This is a genomic window from Salinarimonas sp. (genome assembly GCF_040111675.1).
GTDB lineage: Bacteria > Pseudomonadota > Alphaproteobacteria > Rhizobiales > Beijerinckiaceae > Salinarimonas.
The window spans coordinates 2,594,721-2,619,496 of sequence record NZ_CP157794.1 but is presented as its reverse complement, the minus strand read 5'-3'; the positions used below and the strand labels follow the sequence as shown (position 1 = coordinate 2,619,496).

The following is a 24,776-nucleotide window of genomic DNA, read 5'->3' as shown; positions in this document are numbered from 1 at the left end:
CGGATGAGAGCCGCGCCCCGGCGGCGGCCCCTTGCTAGACGCTGTGGCGGCGACGCTCAAGCCGCGCGCTCACGGCATCGCGGCGAGGAAATCCGTCACGGCCTGCGAGAACGCCTCCGCCTGCTCGAAATTCGTCAGGTGCGCGCCGTCCAGCGTCACCGCCTTGGCGCCCGGGATCGCCGCCTCCACGATGGCGCCGGCCTGCGGCGTCGTCGCGGGATCCTGCGCGCCGATGATCACGAGGACCGGGTTCTCGATCGACCGGATCGATTCGCGCTGGTCCATGTCGCGGATCGCGGCGCAGCACATGGCGTAGCCCTCCGGCGGCGTGCCGAGGATCATGCCGCGAATGGCGGCCACCGATTCGGGCGAGCGGCTCCGGAAGCCCGCCGTGAGCCAGCGCTCGACGGTCGCGTCGACGACGGCCTCCAGGCCGCCCGCGCGCACGGCCCGGATGCGCTGGTTCCACAGGTCGGGCGGGCCCATCTGCGCGGCCGTGTTGGCGAGCACGGCGCGATCGATGCGCTTGGCGTGCCGGCGCACGAGGCTCATCCCGGTCATGCCGCCCATCGAGACGCCGCAGAAATGCGCCTTGGCGATCCCGAGCGCATCGAGGATCGCCACCGCATCGTCGGCGAGCCGATCGATCGTGAAGGGCTTCGTCGAGATCTGCGTGCCGCCGTGGCCGCGCTGGTCGTAGCGCAGGACCCGGTATCGCCGCGTGAAGGCCGCCATCTGCGGCTCCCACATCGAGAGGTTCGAGGAGAGAGAGTTGGACAGCATCAGGACGGGAGCGGTTTCCGGCCCGTCGAGGCGCACGTTGAAGCGAAATCCGTCGATCGTCAGGTCCATGGCGCTCCTCCGGCTGGCCGCCGATCTTGCGCGGCGCGGACGGGCACAATAGGGCAGGGCGACGATCGCGGTAAGGCGGCAGGCGGCCAAAGCGGCCTTGGCCCGACGAGAGGCGAGAGATGGCGCAGGAAACCGGCTGGCGGCCGCTGAGAGAGGCGGATCTGCCCGCACTCGAGGCGCTGGCGACGGCGACCTACCCGGACTATCCGGAGCGGCCGGCCGTTCTCGCGGAGCGCCTCGCGCTCGCGCCGGATTGGTGCTTCGCCCTCGAGCCTGCCGGTTCCTTCGCCGGCTATTGTCTCGCGCATCCCTGGACCGAGACCGGCCCACCGGCCCTCGACACGCTGCTCGGACGCCTCCCGGACGCGCCCTCGACCCTGCATCTTCACGATCTCGTGATCGCCCCCGAGGCTCGCGGGAGCGGGCTCTCGACCGTGCTCGTGGACACGCTCGCGGCGAAGGCCCGCGGGCGCTTCCGCGCCGTCACTCTCGTGGCGATCACGGGCAAGGCGGCGTTCTGGACCCGCCGCGGCTTCCGGGACGCCACTCGCCCGCAGATGGGTCCGGCGCTCGCCAGCTACGATCCGAACGCCGCCTTCCTTTCCCGCCCTCTCTGAGACGGTAGCCGTCGAACTGGCCAAATCGGCATCGGGACCGCGCGAAAATCGTCCTTTCGTCTTGCCGCACCCCGCTTGACCGGCGTTTTGGCGCGGTTCACACTCGAATTCGACGCATTCGAAGGTGGCGCTTCGCCGCGCTCGTCGTCCAAGCACAGCCGGCGGCGCCCGCCGCACGGACCAACCGGCCAACGCGCCGGACGACAGGAGGAACAAGACCCATGGCCATCGTCTCCATGACGGTGAACGGCAAGCCCGTGACCGCCGACATCGACCCGCGCACGCTGCTCGTGGAATTCCTGCGCGAGCACCTGCGCCTCACCGGCACGCACGTGGGGTGCGACACGAGCCAGTGCGGCGCCTGCGTGGTGCACATGAACGGCGCCGCGGTGAAGGCCTGCACGACCCTCGCGATGCAGGCGGACGGCACCACCGTCACGACCATCGAGGGTCTCGCGAGCGGCGCCGATCTGCACCCGATGCAGGCCGCCTTCCGCGAGCATCACGGGCTCCAGTGCGGCTATTGCACGCCCGGCATGATCATGACCGCGGTCGATATGGTGAACCGCCTCGGCGGCGACCTCTCGGAGGAGACCATCCGCACCGAGCTCGAGGGCAACATCTGCCGCTGCACCGGCTACCACAACATCGTCCGCGCGGTGGAGACCGGCGCCAAGGCGATGGTGGGCGCGCCCGTGCGCCAGGCGGCCGAGTGAGGCGCGCGCGCCCGCGGCTCCCTTCAGCCTTTTCCGGAGCGTCTTCGTCTCGCGCCGACACTGCGCGGCTCCGCAAACGGTTCATCCATGACTTGAGAAATCGCCCGCAAAGAGGCGTCTTTCGGAGGACACCGCCATGACGGGTACCGGTATCGGCGCGCCCGTGCGCCGCAAGGAGGACCAGCGTTTCATCACCGGCCAGGGCCGCTACACCGACGACCTCGCGCGTCCCGGCCAGGCCCACGCCGTGTTCGTGCGCTCGCCGCACGCGCATGCCCGCATCAAGGCGATCGACACGGCGGAAGCCGCCGCCATGCCCGGCGTGGTCGCGATCCTCACCGGCGACGACCTCGCCGCCGACCAGATCGGCGGGTTGATCTGCGGCTGGATGATCCACAACAAGGACGGCTCGCCGATGCGCGCGGGCCCGCATCCCGCGCTCGCCCAGGGCAAGGTGCGCTACGTCGGCGACCACGTCGCGGTCGTCGTCGCCGAGACGCTGGCCCAGGCCCGCGACGCCGCCGAGGCGGTGAGCGTCGATTACGAGCCGCTCCCCGCCATCGTCGAGACCGGCAAGGCCAAGGGCGCCGGCGTCGTGGTGCACGACGAGGCCCCGGACAACGTGGTCTACGAGTGGCACCTCGGCGACAAGGACGCGACGGAGGCCGCCTTCGCCCGCGCCTCCCACGTCACCCGGCTCGACCTCACCAACAACCGCCTCGTCCCGAACCCGATCGAGACCCGCGCGGCGATCGGCGAGTACGATGCCGGCACCGGCGGCTACACGCTCTACACGACGAGCCAGAACCCCCACGTCGCCCGTCTCGTGCTCTCGGCCTTCATCGGCATCGCGCCCGAGCACCAGCTGCGGGTCATCGCGCCGGACGTCGGCGGGGGCTTCGGATCGAAGATCTTCATCTACGCCGAGGAGACGGTCTGCGTCTGGGCGGCGAAGAAGGTCGGCCGTCCGGTGAAGTGGACCTCGGACCGCACCGAGGCCTTCCTGTCGGACGCCCACGGCCGCGACCACGTCACCCATGCGGAGATGGCGGTCGACGAGAACGGCAAGATCATCGGGCTGCGCGTCCACACCACGGCCAATCTCGGCGCCTATCTCTCGACGTTCTCCTCCTCGGTGCCGACCTACCTCTATGCGCCGCTGCTGTCGGGCCAGTACGACATCCCGGCGATCTACGCCGAGGTCGACGGCGTCTACACCAACACGACGCCGGTCGACGCCTATCGCGGCGCCGGGCGCCCGGAGGCGACCTTCGTGGTCGAGCGCCTCGTCGAGGTGACGGCCCGCCAGCTGGGGATGGACCCGGCCAAGTTCCGCAAGAAGAACTACATCAAGCGCTTCCCGCACCAGACGCCGGTGATCATGAACTACGACGTCGGCGACTACGCGGCCTCGCTCGAGAAGGCGATGGAGATCGCCGACTACAAGGGCTTCGGCAAGCGCAAGCGCGAGAGCGCCAAGCGCGGCAAGCTGCGCGGGATCGGCTTCTCGTCCTACATCGAGGCCTGCGGCATCGCGCCCTCCCAGGCGGTGGGCTCGCTCGGCGCGGGCGTGGGCCTTTGGGAATCGGCCGAGGTGCGGGTGAACCCGACGGGCTCCATCGAGGTGCTCACCGGCTCGCATTCGCACGGCCAGGGCCACGAGACCACCTTCGCCCAGCTCGTCTCGGATCGCCTCGGCGTGCCGATCGACACCGTCAACATCGTCCACGGCGACACCGACAAGGTGCAGTTCGGCATGGGCACCTACGGCTCGCGCTCGGGCGCGGTCGGCATGTCGGCGATCACCAAGGCGATCGACAAGGTGATCGCCAAGGCCAAGAAGGTCGCCGCGTACGCGCTCGAGGCGTCGGAGGGCGACATCGAGTTCGAGGACGGCCGCTTCAAGGTCGCCGGCACCGACAAGTCGCTCGCCTTCGGCGAAGTGGCGCTGCAGGCCTACATCGCCCACAAGTTCTCGGGCCAGGACCTGGAGCCGGGGCTGAAGGAGGGGGCGTTCTACGATCCCACCAACTTCACCTTCCCGGCGGGCGTCCACATCTGCGAGGTCGAGATCGACCCCGACACGGGCGTGACGACGATCGCGCGCTTCACCGCGGTCGACGATTTCGGCGTGGTCATCAACCCGATGATCGTCGAGGGCCAGGTCCACGGCGGCATCGCCCAGGGCGTCGGCCAGGCGCTGATGGAGGCCGCGATCTACAACGAGAGCGGCCAGCTCGTCACCGCGAGCTACCAGGACTACCAGATGCCGCGCGCGGGCGACCTGCCGTCCTTCCAGGTCGGCATGACGGTGACGCCGTGCCCCTCGAACCCGCTCGGGATCAAGGGCTGCGGCGAGGCCGGCGCCATCGCGGCCCCGCCGGCGGTGATCAACGCGGTCACCGACGCGATCGGCCACGAGGACATCGCGATGCCAGCAACCCCGCAGGCCGTCTGGCGCGCCGTCCACAAGACGCGCGTCCCGATGGCGGCCGAGTGACCGCTCCAGGCTTCCTCGCGGCGCGCGCCCGACGCGCGCCGCTCGTCTGAACTTTCGAGGACAAGTCCATGTACGCCTTCGACTATCACAAGCCGACAAGCGTCCGGCAGGCGGTCACGATGCTCGGCAAGACCGAGGACGCCAAGATCCTGGCGGGCGGCCACACCCTGCTGCCGACGATGAAGCAGCGCCTCGCCGCGCCGGCGAGCCTGATCGATCTCGGCGCCATCGACGATCTCAAGGGCATCGAGCGCAAGGGCCGCTCGGTGGTCATCGGCGCGATGACGACGCATGCGGCCGTCGCCACCTCGGAGGTCGTCCGCGAGGCGATCCCCGGCCTTTCCGAGATGGCCGAGATCATCGGCGATCCCGCGGTGCGCGCCCGCGGCACGATCGGCGGCTCCGTCGCCAACAACGACCCGGCCGCGGACTATCCCGCCGCCTGCGTGGCGCTCGGCGCGACGATCACCACCAACAAGCGCAAGATCGAGGCCGACGACTTCTTCACCGGCATGTTCGACACCGCACTGGAGGAGGGCGAGATCATCACCAAGATCGCGTTCCCGGTGCCGGCCAAGGCGGCCTACGCGAAGTTCCGCAACCCCGCCTCCCGCTACGCGCTGGCCGGCGTGTTCGTGGCCAAGCGCGGATCGGAGGTGCGCGTCGCGGTCACCGGCGCGGGCTCCGATGGCGTCTTCCGCTGGAGCGAGGCCGAGGCGGCGCTCAAGGAGCGCTTCAAGGCGAAGTCGCTGGAGGGGATGAAGGCCGACGCCTCCATGATGAACTCCGACATCCACGCGGACGCGGAATACCGCGCCCATCTCGTCGGCGTCATGGCGCGCCGCGCCGTGGAGGCCGCGACGGCGCGCTGACGGGGGTAACTCTGTCATCCCGGATTGCGAAGCAAGTCCGGGACCCATATCCGCCGACGCGAGTCTTGCGGCGCATGCGCCGCATCGCGCAACGTCGGTGAGGTCGAGAAACGCGGCGCATGCGCCGCGAAGCCGACGTTGGAGGATCCGGGTCCCGGATCGCCTTCGGCGTCCGGGATGACATCGGATGGCGCGACGCCATCTACTCTCGCGAGTCCCCCCGGGCGGGCGTGTCCCACGCCTGCCCGGATCGCGTTCATGAAGGAGCCCGCGCGCCCGTGACCGACATCCCCGCCAGCATCGACGCCACCGAGAGCCTGCTCGCGAGCGCGGGCTACGTCGCGGACCGCCCGCTCGCCACCGTGCTCTTCCTCGCGCTCAAGCTCGGGCGCCCGCTCTTCCTCGAGGGCGAGGCCGGCGTCGGCAAGACCGAGATCGCCAAGGTCCTGGCCCAGGCGCTCGGCCGCAAGCTGATCCGGCTGCAGTGCTACGAGGGGCTCGACGTCGCCGCCGCCGTCTACGAGTGGAACTATGCCGGGCAGATGATGGAGATCCGCCTCTCCGAGGCCGCGGGCGAGACCGACAAGGGGCGGCTCACCTCCGACGTGTTCTCCGAGCGCCACCTGGTGAAGCGTCCGCTGGTCCAGGCGCTGGAGCCCGATCCCGCCGGCCCGCCGGTGCTGCTGATCGACGAGCTCGACCGCACCGACGAGGCGTTCGAGGCCTTCCTGCTCGAGATCCTCTCCGACTTCCAGGTGACGATCCCCGAATTCGGGACGATCAAGGCCGAGCGCCCGCCGGTCGTGATCCTCACCTCGAACCGCACGCGCGAGATCCACGACGCCTTGAAGCGCCGCTGCCTCTACCATTGGGTGGACTACCCGGACGCCGAGCGCGAGCTCGCCATCCTGCGCGCCAAGGCGCCCCGCGCCCCGGGCAAGCTCTCCGCCGAGATCGTCGCCTTCGTCCAGGCCATCCGCAAGGAGGAGTTGTTCAAGGTCCCCGGCGTCGCCGAGACGCTGGACTGGGCCTCCGCCCTCGTCGAGCTGGACACGGTGGCGCTCGACCCCCATCTCGTGTCCGACACGCTGGGGGTTCTGCTGAAGTACCAGGACGACATCCAGAAGATGCAGGGGTCGAAGGCCAAGGAGGTGCTCGACCGCGTCCGCGCGGAGGCGCGGGGGTGATGGGCGTCGGGCACGCCGTGCATCGGGATGCCGCGGGCGCCAGCGTTCCTGGACGCGCGCGCTGCCGCGCACGCTCATTGAACACCTCCGGATCTGGACTCCGGGCCCGCTTCGCGACCCGGGGTGACAGAGGTGTCATCCCGGATGCCGAAGGCAGTCCGGGATCCATACGCTCCGGAGCGTCGAAGAGCGGCGTGCCCACGCCGCGGCGCTCGACGCCTCCGGCAGCGTTCGTGGACGCGCCCGCTAGCGCGCACGCTCGTCGACCACCTGTGGATCTGGGCCCCGGGCCTGCTTCGCGACCCGGGGTGACAGCCGGTGCGCGGCTGTGCACCGGCCGCCAGGGGGAAGCGGGGAGGCGCTCGTGATGGACACTCCCGAACCCACCCCCGGCAAGCTCGCCGACAACATCGCCTATTTCGCCCGCGCGTTGCGCGCCGCCGGCATCCCCGTCGGCCCGGGCGCGGTGCTCGACGCGATCGCCGCGGTCGAGGCGGCGCGGATCGGTAGCCGCGAGGATTTCTACTGGACGCTCCACGCCGTCTTCGTGAAGCGCCACGAGCACACGCTCCTGTTCGACCAGGCCTTCCGCCTGTTCTGGCGCCGTCGCGCGCTGATCGAGAAGCTGATCGCGCAGATGTCGCCCATGTCGCCGGGCGCGAAGAAGCCCGAGGACAAGCCGAAGGCCGGCGCCGCGCGCGTGCAGGAGGGGCTCAATCCGCCCAAGCAGGAGCGCCCCCCGCCGAAGGAGGAGGAGCGCTTCTCCGCCCGGCTCACGGTGTCTGACCGCGAGGTCCTGCGAGAGAAGGACTTCTCCCAGATGTCCGCCGCCGAGATCGCCAAGGCCAAGCGCGTCATCGCCGCCCTCGAGCTCCCCGACGACGCCCGGCCGACCCGGCGCTTCGCCTCCGACCCGAAGGGCGCCGTCGTCGACATGCGCCGGACGCTGCGCCGCTCCATGCGCGCCGGCGGCGCGACCATCGACATCGCCTGGCGCGCGCCGATCATCAAGCCGCCCCCGCTCGTCGCGCTCCTCGACATTTCGGGCTCGATGGCGGAGTATTCGCGCCTGTTCCTGCATTTCCTCCACGCCATGGCGGAGAAGCGCCGGCGCGTGCACAGCTTCGTCTTCGCCACGCGGCTGACCAACATCACCCGCGAGATGGCGAACCGCGACCCCGACGAGGCGCTCGCCCGCGCCGCGGGGCGCGTGAAGGACTGGGAGGGCGGCACGCGCATCGCCACGTGCCTGCACGCCTTCAACCGCGACTGGTCGCGCCGCGTTCTGGGCCAGGGGGCGACGGTGCTGCTCTTCACCGACGGCCTGGAGCGCGACGTCGACACGACGCTGGAATTCGAGATGGACCGGCTCAAGCGCTCCTGCCGCCGGCTGATCTGGCTCAACCCGCTGCTGCGCTACGACCGCTTCGAGGCGCGGGCGTCGGGCATCAAGGCGATGCTGCCGCACGTGCACGAGTTCCGGCCGATCCACAATATCGGCTCCATGGAGACGCTCTGCGAGGCGCTTTCCGCCCGGCGCTCCCGCGACGCCGATCCCCGCGCCTGGCTGCGCGCCGTCGCCTGACCGAGGAGGACATGCCCATGACCGACACGGCCATCCCCGTCGCCACCGACGAGGACATCCTCGCGGCGGCCCAGGCCTGGCGCGAGGCCGGCCGCGGCGTCGCCGTCGCCACCGTCGTCGAGACCTGGGGCTCGGCCCCGCGCCCCGTCGGCTCGCATCTCGTCATCGACGAGGCGGGCGATTTCCTCGGCTCGGTCTCCGGCGGCTGCGTCGAGGGCGCGGTGATCGCGGACGCGATCGACGTGATCGAGACCGGCGCGCCGAAGATGCTCGAGTTCGGCGTCGCCGACGAGACCGCCTGGCGCGTGGGGCTCTCCTGCGGTGGGCGCATCCGGGTGTACGTGGAGCGGGTGGAATGAACGCGAGCGATCGGCGAGAGGCGCGACCGTCCTTCCCTGTAGGGGGAGGTGGAACGCCGCGCAGCGGCGAGACGGATGGGGCGCGGCGCGAAAGCGACGCGTTTCGCGGAGCGGAAGACCGGGCGGCCGCCGGCCTCACCCGTCTGTTTCGGCTTCGCCGAACGCGCGTCCCGCGCGCCCCATCCGTCACCGCGCTTCGCGCGGCGCCACCTTCCCCTACAGGGAAGGAAAAGGGTCGGCGCGCCTGCCATGCACACGCCATGAAGGCGACGGACGAGCGGCGCTCTGCACGATGCGCGAAGCCAGCCGCCACGAGGGAGAGGGGAGGGCCTGCATCGGCGGCGCGCTCGTCCTGCCGGGGCCCCGCCGCCTCGAGGATCGCCCCATGAAGCTCCCCCTCCTCGCCGCCCTCAACCAGGAGCGCGCCGCGCGCCGTGCGGCGATCCTCGTCACGCATCTCGCGACCGGCGAGCAGCGGCTCGTGCGCGAGGGCGAGATCGACGCCGACCCGCTGGCGGACGCCCTCCACGACGCGCTCCGCAAGGGCAAGTCCGGCATCGTCGAGACGCCCGAGGGCGAGGTCTTCCTCGGCGTCCAGGTCCCGCCGACGCGCATCCTGGTGGTGGGCGCCGTCCACATCTCCCAGGCGCTGGCGCCCATGGCGAAGATCGCCGGCTTCGACGTCACCATCGTCGATCCGCGCACCGCCTTCGCGACGCCGGAGCGCTTCCCCAACGTCGAGCTCCTCGACGTCTGGCCGGACGAGGCGCTGGCCGCCCGCCCGCTCGACCGCTACACCGCGCTCGTCGCGCTCACCCACGACCCGAAGATCGACGACCCGGCGCTGACCGCCGGGCTGAATGCGGAGTGCTTCTACATCGGCGCGCTCGGCTCGAAGAAGACCCATGCGCGCCGGGTCGAGCGCCTGCGCGAGGCGGGCTTCGAGGAGGCCGCCATCGCGCGCATCCACGCGCCGATCGGCCTCGACATCGGCGCCGTCTCCCCGGCCGAGATCGCCGTCTCGGTCCTCGGCGAGATCGTCGGGCAGCTGCGCCGGGATCGCAGGCGCGCGCCATGATCTTCGCCACGCTCCCCGTCCGCGAGGCGATCGGCGCGCTCTCCGTCCATTCCGTCAAGGCGCCGGGGATCGTGCTCAAGAAGGGCGCGCCGATCGGCGAGGCCGAGGCGGCGGCGCTCGCCGAGGCGGGCATCGCGGAGATCGTCGCCGTGCGGCTCGAGCCCGGCGACGTCGGCGAGGACGCCGCGGCCGCCCGGCTCGCGACCGCGGCGGCGGGGGAGGGGCTGCGCGCGGAGGCGCCGTTCACCGGGCGCGTCAACCTCTTCGCCACCCGCCCGGGCGTGCTCCTCGCCGACGCCGCCGCCGTCGACCGGGTCAACGCCGTCGACGAGGCGATCACGGTCGCGACGCTGGCGTCCTTCAAGCCCGTGGTCGAGGGCGAGATGGTCGCGACCGTGAAGATCATTCCCTACGCCGTGCCCGAGGATCGCCTCGCCCGCGCCGTCGTCGCGGCGGGGGAGGGGACGCTGAGCGTCGCGCCCTATCTGCGCACGCGGGTGGGCGTCGTCTCGACGCTGCTGCCGGCGCTCAAGCCGACCGTCGTCGACAAGACCCTGCGCGTGCTGGAGACCCGCCTCGGGCCCGCGGGCGCCCGCATCGTCGGCGAGACCCGCACGCCCCACGCCGCCCCGGACCTCGCGGAGGCGCTGCGGGCGCTCGCGGCGAGCGAGGCGGAGCTGATCGTCGTCTTCGGCGCCTCCGCCATCGCCGACCGGCGCGACGTCATCCCAGCCGCCATCGAGGCGGCGGGCGGGCGCGTCGACCATTTCGGCATGCCGGTCGACCCCGGCAACCTGCTCCTCGTCGGAGAGATCGCCGGGCGCCCCGTCGTCGGCGCGCCGGGCTGCGCGCGCTCGCCCAAGGAGAACGGCTTCGACTGGGTGCTCCACCGCCTCCTCGCCGGGCTCCCGGTGACGCGCGCCGACATCATGGGCATGGGCGTCGGCGGCCTCCTGATGGAGATCGTCTCCCGGCCCCAGCCCCGCGGCGGCGAGCCCAGCGCCGGCCCGGAGGCTGCGGGAGACGAGACGTGAGCGTCGCCGCGATCGTGCTCGCCGCGGGCCTCGGCTCCCGCTTCGGCGAGACGCCGAAGCTGCTGGCGGAGCTCGACGGCGAGCCGCTGGTGCGGCGGGTGGCGCAAGCGGCCGTCGCCTCCCGCGCCGACCCGGTGATGGTGGTTCTCGGCCGGGCGGCCGCGGCGGTCCGCGCCGCGCTCGACGGGCTGCCGATCACCTTCGTCGACAATCCGGACTACGCGCAGGGCCTCTCCACCTCGCTGAAGGCGGGTTTCGCCGCGCTGCCGGGCGACGCTGCGGGCGCGGTCGTGTGCCTCGGCGACATGCCCCTCCTCGGCGCGGACGTCCTCGACGCGCTGATCGCCGCCTTCGCCGAGACCCCCGACGCCGCCGCGATCGTTCCCGTCCATGCCGGCCGGCGCGGCAATCCGGTCCTGCTGGCCCGCCGCCTCGCCCCGGAGATCGCCGGGCTCTCGGGGGATCGGGGGGCGGGGCCGCTCCTGAAGGGGCGCGCCGACGTGCGCGAGCTGCCCTGGGGCGACGACCGGGTGCTGGTCGACGTGGATACGCCCGAGGCGCTGGCGGCGCTCGGCTCTCCCCTCTCCCTCGTGGAGAGGGGCCGGGGGTGAGGGGCGTGCAGGACTGTCTCCGTTCTGGATGCAGCACTGCCTTGCGTGCGCGCTCGCTCCGCGAGCTTGGAGACCTGCGCGACGCGCCTCACCCCTGGCCCCTCTCCACCAGGGAGAGGGGAACTTCGTCGCGCCCGTCATCGGGCGCCCCCGGCCATGGTGCACGTCGCCGCTGCGGCCGCGACGGCGCGTCGCTCGACCTCGGCCGTCCCGCGCGCGTTGACCCGCCTCATGTCACACGGGAGACGCGCCATGGACGACCGGGAGAAGCAAGAGATCTACGCCGAGTTCAACGACGCGGTGAACATGACGCCGAAGGAGCTCGAGGAATGGCTCGAGACCGAGGCGTCGCAGAACGTCGGCTGGACGCACGAGGGCGAGGACGAGGCGGTGGGCCACAAGTCCGGCCGGCGCATCGTCGAGATCAAGCACAAGAAGAAGGCCGAGCTCGACGACGACGACTACGCCCACATGAAGAAGGTCGTCGGCTACGTCCACCGCCACCTGAAGCAGGGCGGGCCGAGCGACGGCAAGGAGCATTCCCGCTGGCGCTACTCGCTGATGAACTGGGGCCACGACCCGCTGAAATGATGCGGGGCAGGCCCGGCGTTTGACGTCGCGCAAGGCGGGGGCGGCGCGGCCACCTTAGAACGGTTCCGATCCACAGCGCCCGGACCCGTCGATGCCCGCCACCGCAGCCCGCTCCGCCGACCCGCTCGGCGCCGCGCCGGACACCGTCTCGCCCCTGCGCGACGTCCTCGCCGGGCGCGCCGGACGGCTGCGGCTCGCCCTCCTGCTGATCGCCCTCGCCGGCCTCGTGGGCGGCCTCGCGGCGCCCGTCCTCGGCTTCGATCCGAGCCTCGCCCGGGCGATCCTCGTCGCCGGAATCGTCCCCGTCCTCGCGGCGCTCCTCGTCGAGATCGCCACCAGCCTGCGCCGCGGCGAGGTCGGGCTCGACATCGTCGCGGCCCTGTCGATGTCGGGCGCGCTCCTCCTCGGCGAGGCCCTCGCGGGCGCGGTCGTCGCCGTGATGTATGCCGGCGGGCAGTTCTTGGAAGCCTATGCCGAGGGCCGGGCCGGCCGGCGCATGACGGCGCTCCTCGCCCGCGCGCCGCGCGCCGCCCAGCGCCACGAGCCGGACGGCCGGCTCGCGGAGGTCCCCCTCGCCGCGGTCCGCCCCGGCGACCGGCTGCTCGTGCGCAAGGGCGACGTCGTGCCGGTCGACGGCCGCCTCGCGCCGGGCGCCGCGGCGCTGCTCGACACGTCCGCGCTCACCGGCGAGCCGCTGCCGGCCTCGCTCCGCGGCGGCGGCGCGGTCCTCTCCGGCGCGACCAATCTCGGCGACGCCTTCGATCTCGTGGCCGAGCGCGAGGCGGCCGAGAGCACCTATGCCGGCATCGTGCGCCTCGTGGAGCGCGCCCGCGCCGAGCGCGCGCCGATGGCGCGGCTCGCCGATCGCTGGGCGCTCCTGTTCCTCGCCGTCACGGTGACGATCGCCGGCGCGGCCTGGCTCGCGAGCGGCGATCCGGTGCGAGCCCTCGCGGTCCTCGTCGTGGCGACGCCCTGCCCGCTGATCCTCGCGGTGCCGGTGGCCATCGTCGCCGGCCTTTCGCGTGCGGCCGAGACCGGCGTTCTGGTCAAGGGCGGCGGCGCGCTGGAGCGCATGGCGGCGGTGCGCGTCCTCGTCCTCGACAAGACCGGCACGCTCACCGACGGCGCGCCCGCCCTCGTCGCCGTGGAGACCGCCGACGGCGCCGATCCCGACGCGATCCTGCGCCTCGCGGCCTCCCTGGAGCAGGCCTCGAGCCACGTCGCGGCGCAGGCGCTCGTCGCGGCCGCGCGGGCGAAGGATCTCGCGCTGGCGACTCCCACCGAGGTGGCGGAGCGCGCGGGGGAGGGGCTGTCTGGCCGCGTGGAAGGCCTCGCCGTCGACGTCGCCGGCGCGCCCGCCCGCGCCGGCGATCCGCCCGGCGCGATCCGCGCCCGGGTGACGATCGCCGGCCGCCCGGCGGCCGAGATCGTCCTCGCCGACCGGGTGCGCGGCGGCGCGGCCGCGCTCCTCGCCCGGCTGCGGCGCGAGGGCCTCGTCCGTCTCGTCCTCGCCACCGGCGACCGCGCCGCCGTGGCGGAGGCCATCGCGGCGGATCTGCCGCTCGATCGCGTGGCCGCGGATCTCGCCCCGGCGGACAAGGTCGCCGTCGTCGCCGCCGAGAAGACGCGCGGGCCCGTGATGATGCTCGGCGACGGGGTCAACGACGCGCCCGCCCTCGCCGCGGCGGACGTCGGCGTCGCCATGGGCGCGCGGGGCGCGGCCGCCTCCGCCGAGGCGGCGGACGCCGTGCTGCTGGTCGACCGGCTCGAGCCCGTGGCGGACGCCCTCGCGGTCGCCCGGCGCGCCCGCACCATCGCGCTCCAGAGCGTCGGGCTCGGAATCGGGCTCTCGGTCGCCGGCATGATCGCGGCGGCGTTCGGCTTCCTGACCCCGGTCGAAGGCGCGCTCCTGCAGGAGGCGATCGACGTCGCGGCGATCCTCAACGCGCTGCGGGCGCTCGCCCCCGCCCCGGGCCGCGCCGCGCGCCGCGGCGCGGCCGCGTCTCGAACGATCAGCGCCCCCGCGGGCTCGGCGCCGGCCGCTCCATGAACCGCAGGGCCGGCAGGGTGATCCGCATCCCGTGCACGACGACCTCGCGGCGGCCGAAGCCGTCGTCGTCGGACCGGGCGGAGCGTCGGCAAGGTCTGGAAGCCTCGCTGGCCGCTCCCCGCGAGGGCCCGACGCGCTTGGCGCGCGGGCGGGCCGCCGTCATCTCACTGTCAAGCATGACCGTCATCCTCTGCAAGCATCGGCGCGCACGGCTCAACACCCGCGCGAACGCCCCCGACCGACCAAGACGATGATGAACGCGACTGCTGGGGAGGATCGTAGCGGGCCAGCGGCCCAAGCTCGGCTGTTTGCCGGCTTCTCTCCCCTTTATGCCCGTTATCCACACTTGCGATTTGTACGTATCGGGAATCGCGAAAATCGCACGCCGACGCCGTGTTGCGCTGCAAAAAATCCTGGCGTTGCGAGGCGACTTAGACTAAGGTCGCAGACATCATTTCCCAGAGCTTCGGGGGGACGCCCATGAGCACCGCGCCGGCACGCATGGCGGCGGAGAGGTCGGACGAGCGCGCCTTCGCGACCGCCGTGTCCCCGGTTCTTCCGGCCGTGCCGCGGGCCGCGCCGAAGGTGCTGTTCGTCACGCCCGAGATGAGCGATTTCGTCAAGGCCGGCGGGCTGGGCGAGGTCTCCTCGGCGTTGCCGCGGGCCATGCGCGGCGCCGTCGACGCCCGTGTTCTGATCCCCGGCTATCGCGCGATCCTGGCGCAGCACCCGGACATGCCGATCGTCGCGCGCCTGCCGGCGCATCGCGGCGTGCCGGCCTGCGGGCTCGGCCGCATCGACCTCGCCGACGGGCTGGTCGTCTACGTCGTGGTCTCGGAGGCGCTGTTCGACCGCGAGGGCACGCCCTACGGCGACGCGAACGGCGTCGACTGGCGCGACAACGACGTGCGCTTCGCCCGCCTCGGCCTCGCCGCGGCCGAGATCGCCCGCGGGGCGGGGGAGCTCGACTGGCGCCCGGACCTCCTCCACCTCAACGACTGGCCGACCGGCTTCGCCGCCGCCTACGCCGCCTGGGAGGGGATCCGCGTCCCCTCGGTGATCACGGTCCACAACCTCGCCTACCAGGGCCTGTTCTCGCCGGCCCGGATGGAGCGCCTCGGCGTGCCGCGGGACGCCTTCGGCCTCGACGGCGTCGAGTTCCACGGCAAGCTCTCCTTCCTCAAGGCGGGCCTGTCCTACGCCGACCACGTCACCACCGTCTCGCAGACCTACGCGCACGAGATCACCACGCCCGAGCACGGCTGCGGGCTCGACGGGCTCCTGCGCCTGCGCGCGGCGCAGGGCCGGCTGTCGGGCATCGTCAACGGCATCGACGCGAGCTGGGACCCGCGCCTCGACCCGCATCTCGCCGCGCCCTTCGACCTCAACGCCTGGGAGGGCAAGGCCGCCAACGCCGCCGCCGTGCGCCGCGCCTTCGGGCTCTGCGCCTCCGTCGGCCCGCTCTTCGCCGTCGTCTCCCGCCTCGTCCACCAGAAGGGCGTCGACCTCGCCATCGACGCCGCCGAGGCCATCGTCGCCGCCGGCGGGCAGATCGTGGTCACCGGCCGCGGGGAAGGCCGGTTCGAGAGCGAGCTGCGCGCGCTCGCGCGGCGCCACCCCGGCATGGTCGGCGTCGAGATCGGCTTCGACGAGGCCAACGCCCGGCGCATGTACGCCGGCTCCGACTTCCTCCTGATGCCGTCCCGCTTCGAGCCCTGCGGCCTCTCGCAGATGTACGCCCAGCGGTTCGCCTCGCTCCCCATCGCCCACAGGACCGGCGGCCTCGCCGACACGATCGACGACGGCCTCACCGGCTTCCTGTTCGAGCGCCCGAGCCTCCCCGCCTTCCTCGACGCAATCCGCCGCGCCCTCGACGCCTTCGGCGCCCGCTCGCGGCTCGAGGCGATGCGCCGGGCGGCCATGACCCGGCCGATGGGGTGGGACGGGTCGGTGCGGGGCTATGCGGGGGTTTATCGGCAGGTGGGGGTGGGGTGAGGGCGGCTCAGACGAGCTCGATCGTGAGCCGCCGCCCGACCGCCGCCGCGGCGCGCTGGAGCGTGTCGAGCTGAACCTCGTCGTTCTGCGGGTCGAGCAGCCGGTCGAGCTGCGCCCGGCTCGTCCTCATTCGCCGGGCCATGGCGCTCTTGGACAGCCCCTCTGCCTTCATCGCCTCCTCGAGCTCGTTCACCGCATCGCGACTTGCCCCGCCCCCCATCCTCCCCCAATTTCCCGGCATCACCCGCGCCGCCACTCGACCCACCGCGGCGTTCCACGCTTTCGAGGATCCCCCATGATCGACCTGTACTATTGGCCGACCCCGAACGGCCACAAGATCACGATGTTTCTCGAGGAGACCGGCCTCGCCTACGTCATCCGGCCGATCGATATCGGCAAGGGCGACCAGTTCGCGCCGGACTTCCTGAGGATCGCGCCGAACAACCGCATGCCGGCGATCGTCGATCACGCGCCGCCGGGCGGCGGGGAGCCGGTCTCGGTGTTCGAATCGGGAGCGATCCTGGTCTATCTTGCGGAGAAGGAGGGCAGGTTCCTGCCGGCCGACCTGCGCGGGCGGGTCGAGACGCTGCAATGGCTGTTCTGGCAGATGGGCGGGCTCGGGCCGATGGCCGGGCAGAACCACCATTTCAGCGTCTACGCGCCCGAGAAGATCCCCTACGCCATCAAGCGCTACGTCGACGAGACCAACCGGCTCTACGGCGTGCTCGACAAGCGCCTCGCCGACCGCGCCTTCGTGGCGGGCGACGCCTATACCATCGCCGACATGGCGTCCTATCCCTGGATCGTGTCGCACGAGCGCCAGGGCCAGAACCTCGACGACTTCCCCAACCTGAAGCGCTGGTTCCACGCCATCGAGGAGCGGCCGGCGACGATCCGCGCCTACGCCAAGGGCGAGGAGATCCGGCCGTCGAACCAGAAGATGTCGGAGGAGGACAAGAAGGTCCTCTTCGGGCAGACCGCGGCCTCCCTGAAGCGCTGAGGAGGCGAGAGCGATGGTGCAGCGTATCCTCTACGACCTCGCGGCGGCCGACCCGGCCGTGCGCTTCAGTCCCTATTGCTGGCGCGCCAAGATGGCGCTGGCGCACAAGGGGCTCGCCGTCGAGACGCGGCCCTGGCGCTTCACCGAGCGCGAGGCCCTGGCCTTCTCGGGGCAGGGCAGGGTGCCGGTGCTCGTCGACGGGGACGAGGTCGTGCACGACTCGTTCGCCATCGCCCTCTACCTCGAGGACGCCTATCCCGACGCGCCCTCGCTGTTCGGCGGCGAGGGCGGGCAGGCCCTCGCCCGCTTCGTCGCGGCCTTCGCCGACACGGTGCTCAATCCCGGCCTCTCGCGTCTGGTCGTCGCCGACATCTGGGCGGCGCTCGCGCCGGAGGACCAGGCCTATTTCCGCGAGAGCCGCGAGGCGCGCTACGGCGGCATGCGGCTCGAGGACGTGCAGGCGGACCGCGAGACACGCGTCGAGGCCTTCCGCGCGAGCCTCGCGCCGCTGCGGCTCGTCCTGAAGACGCAGCCGTATCTCGCCGGCGAGGCGCCGGCCTATGCGGATTACGCGGTCTTCGGCGGCTTCCAGTGGGTGCGCGCGATCAGCGCCTTCGATCCGCTGGCGACGGACGACCCGGTCCATGCCTGGCGCGAGCGTCTGCTCGACCGCTTCGGCGGGCTCGCCCGCGCGGCGCCGCGGGCAGCGTCGGCCAGCTGAAAAAAACGATTCAAACGGTGGCGAGACGAAACCGGGAACGGGACCTGAACATACAGACACCGGCCGGCTTTCTCATTTGACATCCCTCCGGACCGCTGGTCCACTCCGCGCCGCGTCGAGGACGGCGCGGGGCGCCGCGCCATGCCTGCGGCGATCCGCGCGCGTCGCGCGCCCCGATTCCGCCATCCGGGCGGTCGCATCGGGTGATCCGGGACCGATCGGCTCCCCGCCAAGAGCGGGCCGGGCGACCCAGATAGAGGACGAATACGTGGTCGATCAGAACGTGAAGCGTGCACGCACGCGCAAGGACGACGCGGCGGACCGCGCCGAGGTCGAAGGCACGGCGCCGGCGCCTGCCGCGCTGCCGAAGACGGCGAAAGCGGCCGCGACCCGCAAGGCGGTCGCCGCCGGCGAGGCCGAAGCGAAGGCCGCGAAGAAGAAGGCCGCCAAAGGCGCATCCGAGGACGCCGCGGCCGATCTCCCCACCCGCGCGCCCGGCCAGGCGGTGGCCCCGATCGGCCCGCTCGCCGGCGACGTCGACCCCGCCGTGTTTCGCGAGGCGATCCTGCGCAAGCTCGTCTATTCCGTCGGCAAGGACGCCGACCGGGCGAGCGAGCACGATTGGCTGGTGGCCACCATCCTGGCCCTGCGCGACGGCATCGTCGACCGTTGGATCGATTCAACGCGACGCACCTACGCCGCCGGCAAGAAGCGGGTCTACTATCTCTCGCTCGAGTTCCTGATCGGGCGGCTCCTGTTCGACGCGCTCGGCAATCTCGGCATGATCGAGACCGCGCGCGAGGCGCTTTCGCCGCTGGGCGTCGACCTCGACCGCCTGCGTCAGGCGGAGCCCGACGCCGCGCTCGGCAACGGCGGCCTGGGGCGCCTCGCCGCCTGCTTCATCGAGAGCCTGTCGAGCCTCAGGATCCCCGCTTACGGCTACGGCATCCGCTACGATTACGGCCTGTTCAAGCAGGCGATCGCCGACGGCTGGCAGCGCGAGATCCCCGAGGACTGGCTGTCCTTCGGCAATCCGTGGGAGTTCGAGCGTCCCGAGGTGGTCTACGAGATCGGCTTCGGCGGCGCCGTCACCGACGTGCCGAGCGAGCACGGCGGCGTGCGTCGGGTCTGGACGCCCGGCGAGAAGATCCTCGCCGCCGCCTACGACACGCCGGTCGTCGGCTGGCGCGGCAAGCATGTGAACACGCTGCGGCTTTGGGCCGCGAAGGCGCCGCAGCCCGTGGCGCTCGAGGCCTTCAACGCCGGCGACTACGTGGGCTCCATGGCCCAGCGCGCCCGCGTCGAGGCGATCTCGCGCGTGCTCTACCCGTCCGACGCGACGCCGGCGGGCTACGAGCTGCGGCTGCGGCAGGAGTACTTCTTCACCTCCGCCTCTCTCCAGGACCTGGTGCGCCGCCATCTCGCGACCTTCGGGAGCCTGGCCAACCTCGGCGAGAAGGCCGCGATCCAGCTCAACGACACCCACCCCGCCATCGCGGTGGCCGAGCTGATGCGCATCCTCGTCGACGGCCACGGCCTGCCCTACGACGAGGCCTGGCGGCTGACGCGCCAGACCCTGAACTACACCAACCACACGCTCCTGCCGGAGGCGCTCGAGACCTGGTCGGTGCAGCTGATGGAGCGGCTCCTGCCGCGGCACATGGAGATCATCTACCGCATCAACTGGCACCATCTCGAGGACGTCGCCCGCGAGCACGGCCAGGACCAGGACCTGATCCGCTCCGTCTCGCTCATCGACGAGACGAACGGCCGGCGCGTGCGCATGGGGCACCTCGCCTTCCTCGGCTCGAACAGGGTCAACGGGGTCTCGGCGCTGCACACCGAGCTGATGCGCGAGACCGTCTTCGCCGACCTGCACCGGCTCTTCCCGGACCGCATCGTCTCCAAGACGAACGGCGTCACCTTCCGACGCTGGCTGCAGCAATGCAATCCGGCCCTGACGACGCTTCTCGTCGAGACGCTCGGCGAGCGCGTGCTCGACGACCCCTCCGCCCTGCGCGGGCTCGAGACGGTGGCCGGCGACCCCGCCTTCCAGCAGCGCTACGCGGCGGTGAAGCACGCCAACAAGGAGACGCTCGCGGCCATCATCGCCGAGCGGACCGGCTGGCGGGTCGATCCGGCGGCGATGTTCGACGTGCAGATCAAGCGCATCCACGAGTACAAGCGCCAGCTCCTCAACGTGCTCGAGACGGTGGCGCTCTACCACGCCATGAAAGCGCATCCCGACCGCGACTGGCCGAGCCGGGTGAAGGTCTTCGCCGGCAAGGCGGCGGCGAGCTACGCGCAGGCGAAGCTCATCATCAAGCTCGCCCACGACGTGGCGAAGGTGGTCAACACCGATCCCGATCTGCGCGGGCGGCTCAAGCTCGTCTTCCTGCCGAACTACAACGTCTCGCTCGCCGAGGCGATCATTCCCGCGGCCGATCTCTCGGAGCAGATCTCGACGGCGGGCATGGAGGCGTCGGGCACGGGCAACATGAAGCTCGCGCTCAACGGCGCGCTCACCATCGGCACCCTCGACGGGGCCAACGTCGAGATCCGCGAGCAGGTCGGCGAGGAGAACATCTTCATCTTCGGCCTCACCGCCGAGGAGGCGGCCGAGAAGCGTCGGCTGGGGACCTCGCGCGAGGAGCATTCGGCGCGCCTCGCCCGGGTGCTCTACGAGATCGAGACCGGATTGTTCTCGCCCGAGGAGCCGCACCGGTATGCGCCGATCGTCCAGGCCCTGTCCTACAACGACCACTTCCTGGTCGGGCCGGATTTCGACGCCTATTACGACGCGCAGCGCGTCGTCGACGGGGCGTGGGCGCACCAGCCGACCTGGCGACAGATGGCCATCCTCAACACGGCGCGGATCGACTGGTTCTCGTCGGACCGGACGATCTCGGAATACGCGGCCGAGATCTGGGGCGCCGAGGCGCTGTGATCCGCGCGGCAGCCGTGCTCGCGGGTCTTGGCGAACGCGCCGGGGCGGCTACACTGTCGCGCGTCAACGCGCGCGCGGGGTGCGCGCCGATCCCGGGGCGTGGAATGACGAGCGCGGTCGAGGGCAAGCGGGTCCTCCTTCTGGAGGACGAGTTCATCGTCGCGCTCGCGGCGGAGGACATGCTCGTCGAGCTCGGCGCCGTCGTGATCGGCCCGGCCGCGACCGTGGCCGAAGGCCTCGCCCTCGCGGACGCGCCGCTCGATGCGGCGGTGCTCGACGTCAACATGAACGGCGAGCGCAGCTTCGCCGTCGCCCGGGCGCTGCGCGCCCGCGGCGTGCCGTTCGTCTTCGCCACGGGCTACGCGGAGGTCGACGGCGGCGAGGTCGTGGACGCGCCCATCGTCCCGAAACCGTACACCGCGGACGATCTGGCCGCGGCCCTGTGCCGAGTCCTGGCGGGCTGTCCGCGTCCCTGACCCGAGAGCTGCCGAAAGCGTCACGATGGCCGAGCGCGACCCCGATCTGATGCTGCCGCGTCTGCCGCGGGCGCTGCTTCACCTCGTCTGGCGATTCACGCGCGGGATGACGCTCGGCGTGCGCGCCATCGTGCGCGACCCGGACGATAGGGTGCTGCTCGTCCGCCACACCTATACGCCCGGCTGGCACCTGCCGGGAGGCGGCGTCGAGCCCGGCGAGACGGCGCTCGACGCCGTGCGTCGCGAGCTCTCCGAGGAGGCGGGCGTCACGCTCGCCGCCGAGCCGCGGCTCCACGGCGCCTTTTTCAATCGCGCGGTCTCGAACCGGGATCACGTGCTCGTCTATCTCGTCGAGGACTTCACCCTCGACGACAGGCTGCGCCGCGCCCGGGAGATCGCGGAAGCCCGATTCTTCGATCCGCGCGCGCTTCCCGACGACGCCACCCCGGGCACGCGGCGTCGCCTCGCCGAGCTCGTCGACGGCGCCGCCATCGCGCCGACCTGGTGAGCGCGCGTCGGCGCTCCCTCACGAGGGCGCGAACCACGCCTCCAGCCGAACGCCCTCGGGCCGATAGGCCAGCTCGGCGTCGCCCCGGAGCTCGTGCGCGAAGACGCGCTCGATCATGCGGGTGCCGAAGCTCGCACTCTCCGGCGCGGTCACCGGCGGCCCGCCGCTCTCCGCCCAGGTCAGGCGGACGCGTGGCGCTCCGTCCTCGCTCGTCTCGCGCCGCCAGCCGAGGGAGAGGCGCCCGCCCGGCGTGGAGAAGGCGCCGTATTTCATGGCGTTGGTCGCGAGCTCGTGCAGGACGAGGCCGATCGTCATGGTCGCGCGCGGCGAGAGCGCCACCGGCGGCCCCGCGATCGTCACCGCCTCCGCCCGGTCCCCGCGCCGGTAGGGTTCCAGCGTGCGCCGCGCGAGGTCGGCGAGATCGACCCCGCGCCATTCGCCGGCGAGGGCGAGGCTGTGAGCGCGCGCCAGCGCGTCGACGCGCCCGAGGAGCGCGCGGCGGTACTCCTCGGCGCTGCGCCCGGCCACGCCCTGATTGGCGAGCGAGCGGATGACGCCCAGCAGGTTCTTGACGCGGTGGTTCAGCTCCGCGAGCAGCAGCTCGCGCTCGTCCTCGCCCCGGCGTCGGTCGTCGACGTCGACATTCATCCCGACCCATTTCACGACGCGGCCATCGGCGTCCCGCAGCGGCGCGGCGCGCAGGTTCGTCCAGCGGAAGCTCCCGTCCGGCGCGCGCAGGCGGAACTCCGCATCGAAGGTCTGCTCGGCGGCGATCGCCGCGCGCCAGACTTCATCGGCGTGGGCGCGATCGTCCGGGTGGAGCGCGGCGAGCCATCCCTCCTCGCCCGGCGCGCCGGCGCGAAACCGCCCGGCCGCGTCGGCTTCCCACACGTCCTGCGCCGCCGCCTCGACGAGGGCGCGGAAGCGCTTCTCGCTCAGCGTCAGCGCCGCCTGCGCGCGGGCGCGGGCGACGGCGTCCCAGAGCCGCTCCGCCGTCTCGCCGGCGAGCCGCACCGCCGACGGCGACCACGCCCGCGCCTCGCGCGCATGGACGGCGAGCACCGCGTCGAGCCGGCCATCCCTGACGATCGGGATGTTGAGAAAGGCGCCGATATCCACCCCGGCGAACGTCTCCGCCGCACTCGCCGTACGGGGGTCACGTGCGACGTCTTCGACCACGATCGCCCGTCCGCGTTTCAGCTCGGTGATGAACGGCCGCCCGAAGTCTTCGAGACGGTGGCGCCCGGCATTGCTCCGCATCGTTCCGTCGGTCCAGTCCCGATCGATGACCGCGTACGCTCCCGATCGGTCGATATCCGCGTAGGCGACCTGGTTCGCGCCGATCTCGCGGCCCAGCGCCTCGGCGGCGATGTCGCGCATTTCCGGCTCGTCGGCCGCCGCCCGCAGCCGGTCCGCGAGGCCGAGCAGGAAGGACGCGCGCCGCTCGCTCTCCTCCAGCGCGGCCCGGCTCGCGCGGCGCTCGGTCACGTCCTCGATGGCGAGCAGGATCAGCTGCAGATGGTCGACCCGCCGGGCGTTCAGGATCATCGCCTTGCGGCCGATCCGCTCGAACTCGTGCGTCACCTCGTAGTCGTCGAAGGAGGCGTTCTGCGGCAGGATCGTCTCCAGGAGCCGGCGCAGCTCGGGGATGTCCCATTGCCCGTTGCCGAGGTCGAAAATCGCCCGGCCGATCGTCTCCCCGGGCGTGACGGCGAAGCTCTCGTAGAAGGTCTCGTTGGCGGCGTGCACGTTGAGGCCGAAATCGAGCACGACGAGGGACTCGCGCGAGGCGTCGACCACCTTCTCGAGATAGTCCTTGTGCGCCTTCAGCTCGTGGCGCGCCTTCTCGGCCTCCGTCACGTCGTCGATCGAGACGAGGATGCGGTCGGTGCGCCCCTCGCGCACCATACGGCGGGCCGAGAGGAGCATCACCCTGAAGCCCAGCGTCTCGAAGCCGTGCTCGACCCGGTAGTCGGCGATCTCATCGTCGCGGGGCAGCACCTCCTCGAGCAGCCGGCGCAGCTCCGGGATGTCCCATTGGCCATTGCCGAGCTCGTAGACGAGGGCGCCCAACGTGTCGTCGCGCGCGACCTGGAAGGCCCGGAAAAAGGCGGGGTTCGCCGTCTCCACCCGCAGGTCCCCCGTGAGCACCAGCAAGGGCTGGCGCACCGTATTCACGATCGCCTGCGCGTCGATGCGGCCCTCGCAGGCGTCGTCGTTCGGCTCGTTTCCCTGCATCGGCATGCGCGGGGTCGACTCCTGCCCACCGAAACCGTCTTGACGTACTCAATCAGGCTTTCGCCTTCGGGTCGAGACCCTGACGCATCGACGATACGATCGGGGCCCGCGATGCGGCGAACTCGCTGGACGTTCGGCGCCGGTCCTGATACACGCCACCTCGTTCAGCGAGGACGCGCGGCCATGCCCGGCAGGGAGATGCGACGACGAGCGCCGTGAGGGAGCGCGCCGGAAGGCGCGCCGTCCGCCGCCGCGCGCACGCGCGAACCCTGCTGATCCCCCGGCGTTCGGGTCCGGGACCCACTCGCGATCCTCCATCATGACCGAGCTTTCCCTCACCATCCGGCCCGAGGCGCCGAGCGACGCCGACGCCATCGAGCGCCTGCACGAGCGCGCCTTCGGCCCCGGCCGCTTCGCGCGCACCGCCTATCGGCTGCGCGAGGGGGCGCCGCACGATCCGGCGCTCTCCTTCGCGGCGCATGTCGGCACGCTGCTGGTCGGCTCCGTGCGCGTCTCGCCGGTCTGGGCCGGGCGCCGGCCGGCGCTGATCCTCGGTCCGCTCACGGTCGAGCCCGCCTTCGAGAACCGCGGCATCGGCGCCGCGCTGATGAGGCGCGCGCTCGCCGCGGCGCGCGAGCGGGGGCACGCCCTCGTCCTGCTCGTCGGCGACGAGCCCTATTACCGCCGCTTCGGCTTCACGCCTGTGCCGCGCGGGCAGCTCCTGATGCCGGGCCCCGTCGATCCCGGCCGGTTCCTCGCCTGCGCGCTCGAGGAGGGCGTCCTCGCGCAGGCGCGCGGGCCGGTGAAGGCGCGACAGGTCGCGGCGCCGGCCTGAGGGG

At 72.1% G+C, this 24,776-nt stretch carries 22 protein-coding genes; 19 read left to right on the top strand and 3 right to left on the bottom strand.

Features of this window, described 5'->3' with window-relative positions; genetic code table 11:
* Nucleotides 1–69: 69 nt before the first annotated feature.
* The gene (pcaD, locus tag ABL310_RS12105; RefSeq protein ID WP_349371924.1) at nucleotides 70–852 is read right to left on the bottom strand and encodes a 3-oxoadipate enol-lactonase; all 783 of its coding nucleotides are present in this window, start codon (nucleotides 850–852) and stop codon (nucleotides 70–72) included.
* 119 nt (nucleotides 853–971) lie between these two features.
* Here pcaD and ABL310_RS12100 point away from each other — a divergent pair, with 119 nt between their 5' ends.
* From ABL310_RS12100 to glgA, 13 genes are all read left to right on the top strand, one after another.
* Complete coding sequence (locus tag ABL310_RS12100; protein ID WP_349371923.1) at nucleotides 972–1,469, top strand: GNAT family N-acetyltransferase; 498 nt, start codon at nucleotides 972–974, stop codon at nucleotides 1,467–1,469.
* 221 nt (nucleotides 1,470–1,690) lie between these two features.
* Nucleotides 1,691–2,185: a (2Fe-2S)-binding protein gene (locus tag ABL310_RS12095; protein ID WP_349371922.1), complete on the top strand. Its 495-nt coding sequence runs from the start codon at nucleotides 1,691–1,693 to the stop codon at nucleotides 2,183–2,185.
* A gap of 136 nt (nucleotides 2,186–2,321) precedes the next feature.
* Nucleotides 2,322–4,685, top strand: a complete 2,364-nt coding sequence (locus ABL310_RS12090; RefSeq protein ID WP_349371921.1) for a xanthine dehydrogenase family protein molybdopterin-binding subunit — start codon at nucleotides 2,322–2,324, stop codon at nucleotides 4,683–4,685.
* 68 nt (nucleotides 4,686–4,753) lie between these two features.
* Nucleotides 4,754–5,557: a xanthine dehydrogenase family protein subunit M gene (locus ABL310_RS12085; protein WP_349371920.1), complete on the top strand. Its 804-nt coding sequence runs from the start codon at nucleotides 4,754–4,756 to the stop codon at nucleotides 5,555–5,557.
* A gap of 278 nt (nucleotides 5,558–5,835) precedes the next feature.
* On the top strand, nucleotides 5,836–6,744 hold the full coding sequence (locus tag ABL310_RS12080; protein WP_349371919.1) for a MoxR family ATPase: 909 nt from the start codon (nucleotides 5,836–5,838) through the stop codon (nucleotides 6,742–6,744).
* A 367-nt stretch (nucleotides 6,745–7,111) separates the two neighbouring features.
* Nucleotides 7,112–8,329 (top strand): VWA domain-containing protein, encoded by a 1,218-nt coding sequence (locus ABL310_RS12075; RefSeq protein WP_349371918.1) that lies wholly within the window; start codon nucleotides 7,112–7,114, stop codon nucleotides 8,327–8,329.
* 17 nt (nucleotides 8,330–8,346) lie between these two features.
* Nucleotides 8,347–8,688, top strand: coding sequence for an XdhC family protein (locus ABL310_RS12070; RefSeq protein WP_349371917.1), 342 nt, complete (start codon nucleotides 8,347–8,349; stop codon nucleotides 8,686–8,688).
* Between the two features lie 385 nt (nucleotides 8,689–9,073).
* Nucleotides 9,074–9,766: an XdhC family protein gene (locus ABL310_RS12065; protein ID WP_349371916.1), complete on the top strand. Its 693-nt coding sequence runs from the start codon at nucleotides 9,074–9,076 to the stop codon at nucleotides 9,764–9,766.
* Nucleotides 9,763–10,800: a molybdopterin-binding protein gene (locus ABL310_RS12060; RefSeq protein ID WP_349371915.1), complete on the top strand. Its 1,038-nt coding sequence runs from the start codon at nucleotides 9,763–9,765 to the stop codon at nucleotides 10,798–10,800. The genes ABL310_RS12065 and ABL310_RS12060 overlap by 4 nt, the downstream gene beginning before the upstream one ends.
* Complete coding sequence (locus ABL310_RS12055) at nucleotides 10,797–11,411, top strand: nucleotidyltransferase family protein (protein WP_349371914.1); 615 nt, start codon at nucleotides 10,797–10,799, stop codon at nucleotides 11,409–11,411. Before ABL310_RS12060 ends, ABL310_RS12055 begins: the two co-directional genes overlap by 4 nt.
* A gap of 252 nt (nucleotides 11,412–11,663) precedes the next feature.
* Nucleotides 11,664–12,002 (top strand): DUF3140 domain-containing protein, encoded by a 339-nt coding sequence (locus ABL310_RS12050; protein ID WP_349371913.1) that lies wholly within the window; start codon nucleotides 11,664–11,666, stop codon nucleotides 12,000–12,002.
* Nucleotides 12,003–12,093: 91 nt separating this feature from the next.
* On the top strand, nucleotides 12,094–14,052 hold the full coding sequence (locus ABL310_RS12045; protein WP_349371912.1) for a heavy metal translocating P-type ATPase: 1,959 nt from the start codon (nucleotides 12,094–12,096) through the stop codon (nucleotides 14,050–14,052).
* 480 nt (nucleotides 14,053–14,532) lie between these two features.
* The gene (gene glgA, locus ABL310_RS12040) at nucleotides 14,533–16,047 is read left to right on the top strand and encodes a glycogen synthase GlgA (protein WP_349371911.1); all 1,515 of its coding nucleotides are present in this window, start codon (nucleotides 14,533–14,535) and stop codon (nucleotides 16,045–16,047) included.
* Nucleotides 16,048–16,054: 7 nt separating this feature from the next.
* On the opposite strand, the gene ABL310_RS12035 is transcribed toward glgA, so the two are convergent.
* Nucleotides 16,055–16,240, bottom strand: coding sequence for a helix-turn-helix domain-containing protein (locus tag ABL310_RS12035; RefSeq protein WP_349371910.1), 186 nt, complete (start codon nucleotides 16,238–16,240; stop codon nucleotides 16,055–16,057).
* Nucleotides 16,241–16,342: 102 nt separating this feature from the next.
* Here ABL310_RS12035 and ABL310_RS12030 point away from each other — a divergent pair, with 102 nt between their 5' ends.
* The 5 genes from ABL310_RS12030 to ABL310_RS12010 all read left to right on the top strand — a co-directional run bounded on the left by ABL310_RS12030 (nucleotide 16,343) and on the right by ABL310_RS12010 (nucleotide 21,699).
* Complete coding sequence (locus tag ABL310_RS12030) at nucleotides 16,343–17,047, top strand: glutathione binding-like protein (protein ID WP_349371909.1); 705 nt, start codon at nucleotides 16,343–16,345, stop codon at nucleotides 17,045–17,047.
* A 13-nt stretch (nucleotides 17,048–17,060) separates the two neighbouring features.
* A complete protein-coding gene (locus ABL310_RS12025; RefSeq protein ID WP_374730390.1) occupies nucleotides 17,061–17,768 on the top strand; it encodes a glutathione S-transferase family protein in 708 nt (235 codons plus the stop codon).
* Nucleotides 17,769–18,273: 505 nt separating this feature from the next.
* Nucleotides 18,274–20,715, top strand: coding sequence for a glycogen/starch/alpha-glucan phosphorylase (locus tag ABL310_RS12020; RefSeq protein WP_349372047.1), 2,442 nt, complete (start codon nucleotides 18,274–18,276; stop codon nucleotides 20,713–20,715).
* Nucleotides 20,716–20,819: 104 nt separating this feature from the next.
* Nucleotides 20,820–21,191, top strand: a complete 372-nt coding sequence (locus ABL310_RS12015) for a response regulator (protein WP_349371908.1) — start codon at nucleotides 20,820–20,822, stop codon at nucleotides 21,189–21,191.
* Between the two features lie 25 nt (nucleotides 21,192–21,216).
* A complete protein-coding gene (locus tag ABL310_RS12010) occupies nucleotides 21,217–21,699 on the top strand; it encodes an NUDIX domain-containing protein (protein WP_349371907.1) in 483 nt (160 codons plus the stop codon).
* Nucleotides 21,700–21,717: 18 nt separating this feature from the next.
* Here ABL310_RS12010 and ABL310_RS12005 read toward each other — a convergent pair whose 3' ends face one another.
* Nucleotides 21,718–23,943: a PAS domain-containing protein gene (locus tag ABL310_RS12005; RefSeq protein ID WP_349371906.1), complete on the bottom strand. Its 2,226-nt coding sequence runs from the start codon at nucleotides 23,941–23,943 to the stop codon at nucleotides 21,718–21,720.
* A gap of 313 nt (nucleotides 23,944–24,256) precedes the next feature.
* Here ABL310_RS12005 and ABL310_RS12000 point away from each other — a divergent pair, with 313 nt between their 5' ends.
* Entirely contained in the window at nucleotides 24,257–24,772 is a 516-nt protein-coding gene (locus ABL310_RS12000; RefSeq protein ID WP_349371905.1) for an N-acetyltransferase, read from the top strand.
* Nucleotides 24,773–24,776 lie beyond the last annotated feature (4 nt).

Excerpts from the sequence above, each read along its gene's own strand:
- ABL310_RS12015 (WP_349371908.1), top strand. The coding sequence starts at position 20,820 with ATGACGAGCGCGGTCGAGGGCAAGCGGGTCCTCCTTCTGGAGGACGAG.
- ABL310_RS12050 (WP_349371913.1), top strand. The coding sequence starts at position 11,664 with ATGGACGACCGGGAGAAGCAAGAGATCTACGCCGAGTTCAACGACGCG.
- ABL310_RS12005 (WP_349371906.1), bottom strand. The coding sequence starts at position 23,943 with ATGCCGATGCAGGGAAACGAGCCGAACGACGACGCCTGCGAGGGCCGC.
- ABL310_RS12090 (WP_349371921.1), top strand. The coding sequence starts at position 2,322 with ATGACGGGTACCGGTATCGGCGCGCCCGTGCGCCGCAAGGAGGACCAG.
- ABL310_RS12000 (WP_349371905.1), top strand. The coding sequence starts at position 24,257 with ATGACCGAGCTTTCCCTCACCATCCGGCCCGAGGCGCCGAGCGACGCC.
- ABL310_RS12030 (WP_349371909.1), top strand. The coding sequence starts at position 16,343 with ATGATCGACCTGTACTATTGGCCGACCCCGAACGGCCACAAGATCACG.
- ABL310_RS12100 (WP_349371923.1), top strand. The coding sequence starts at position 972 with ATGGCGCAGGAAACCGGCTGGCGGCCGCTGAGAGAGGCGGATCTGCCC.
- ABL310_RS12045 (WP_349371912.1), top strand. The coding sequence starts at position 12,094 with ATGCCCGCCACCGCAGCCCGCTCCGCCGACCCGCTCGGCGCCGCGCCG.
- glgA (WP_349371911.1), top strand. The coding sequence starts at position 14,533 with ATGAGCACCGCGCCGGCACGCATGGCGGCGGAGAGGTCGGACGAGCGC.
- ABL310_RS12010 (WP_349371907.1), top strand. The coding sequence starts at position 21,217 with ATGGCCGAGCGCGACCCCGATCTGATGCTGCCGCGTCTGCCGCGGGCG.
- pcaD (WP_349371924.1), bottom strand. The coding sequence starts at position 852 with ATGGACCTGACGATCGACGGATTTCGCTTCAACGTGCGCCTCGACGGG.
- ABL310_RS12075 (WP_349371918.1), top strand. The coding sequence starts at position 7,112 with ATGGACACTCCCGAACCCACCCCCGGCAAGCTCGCCGACAACATCGCC.
- ABL310_RS12065 (WP_349371916.1), top strand. The coding sequence starts at position 9,074 with ATGAAGCTCCCCCTCCTCGCCGCCCTCAACCAGGAGCGCGCCGCGCGC.
- ABL310_RS12025 (WP_374730390.1), top strand. The coding sequence starts at position 17,061 with ATGGTGCAGCGTATCCTCTACGACCTCGCGGCGGCCGACCCGGCCGTG.
- ABL310_RS12060 (WP_349371915.1), top strand. The coding sequence starts at position 9,763 with ATGATCTTCGCCACGCTCCCCGTCCGCGAGGCGATCGGCGCGCTCTCC.
- ABL310_RS12095 (WP_349371922.1), top strand. The coding sequence starts at position 1,691 with ATGGCCATCGTCTCCATGACGGTGAACGGCAAGCCCGTGACCGCCGAC.
- ABL310_RS12070 (WP_349371917.1), top strand. The coding sequence starts at position 8,347 with ATGACCGACACGGCCATCCCCGTCGCCACCGACGAGGACATCCTCGCG.
- ABL310_RS12085 (WP_349371920.1), top strand. The coding sequence starts at position 4,754 with ATGTACGCCTTCGACTATCACAAGCCGACAAGCGTCCGGCAGGCGGTC.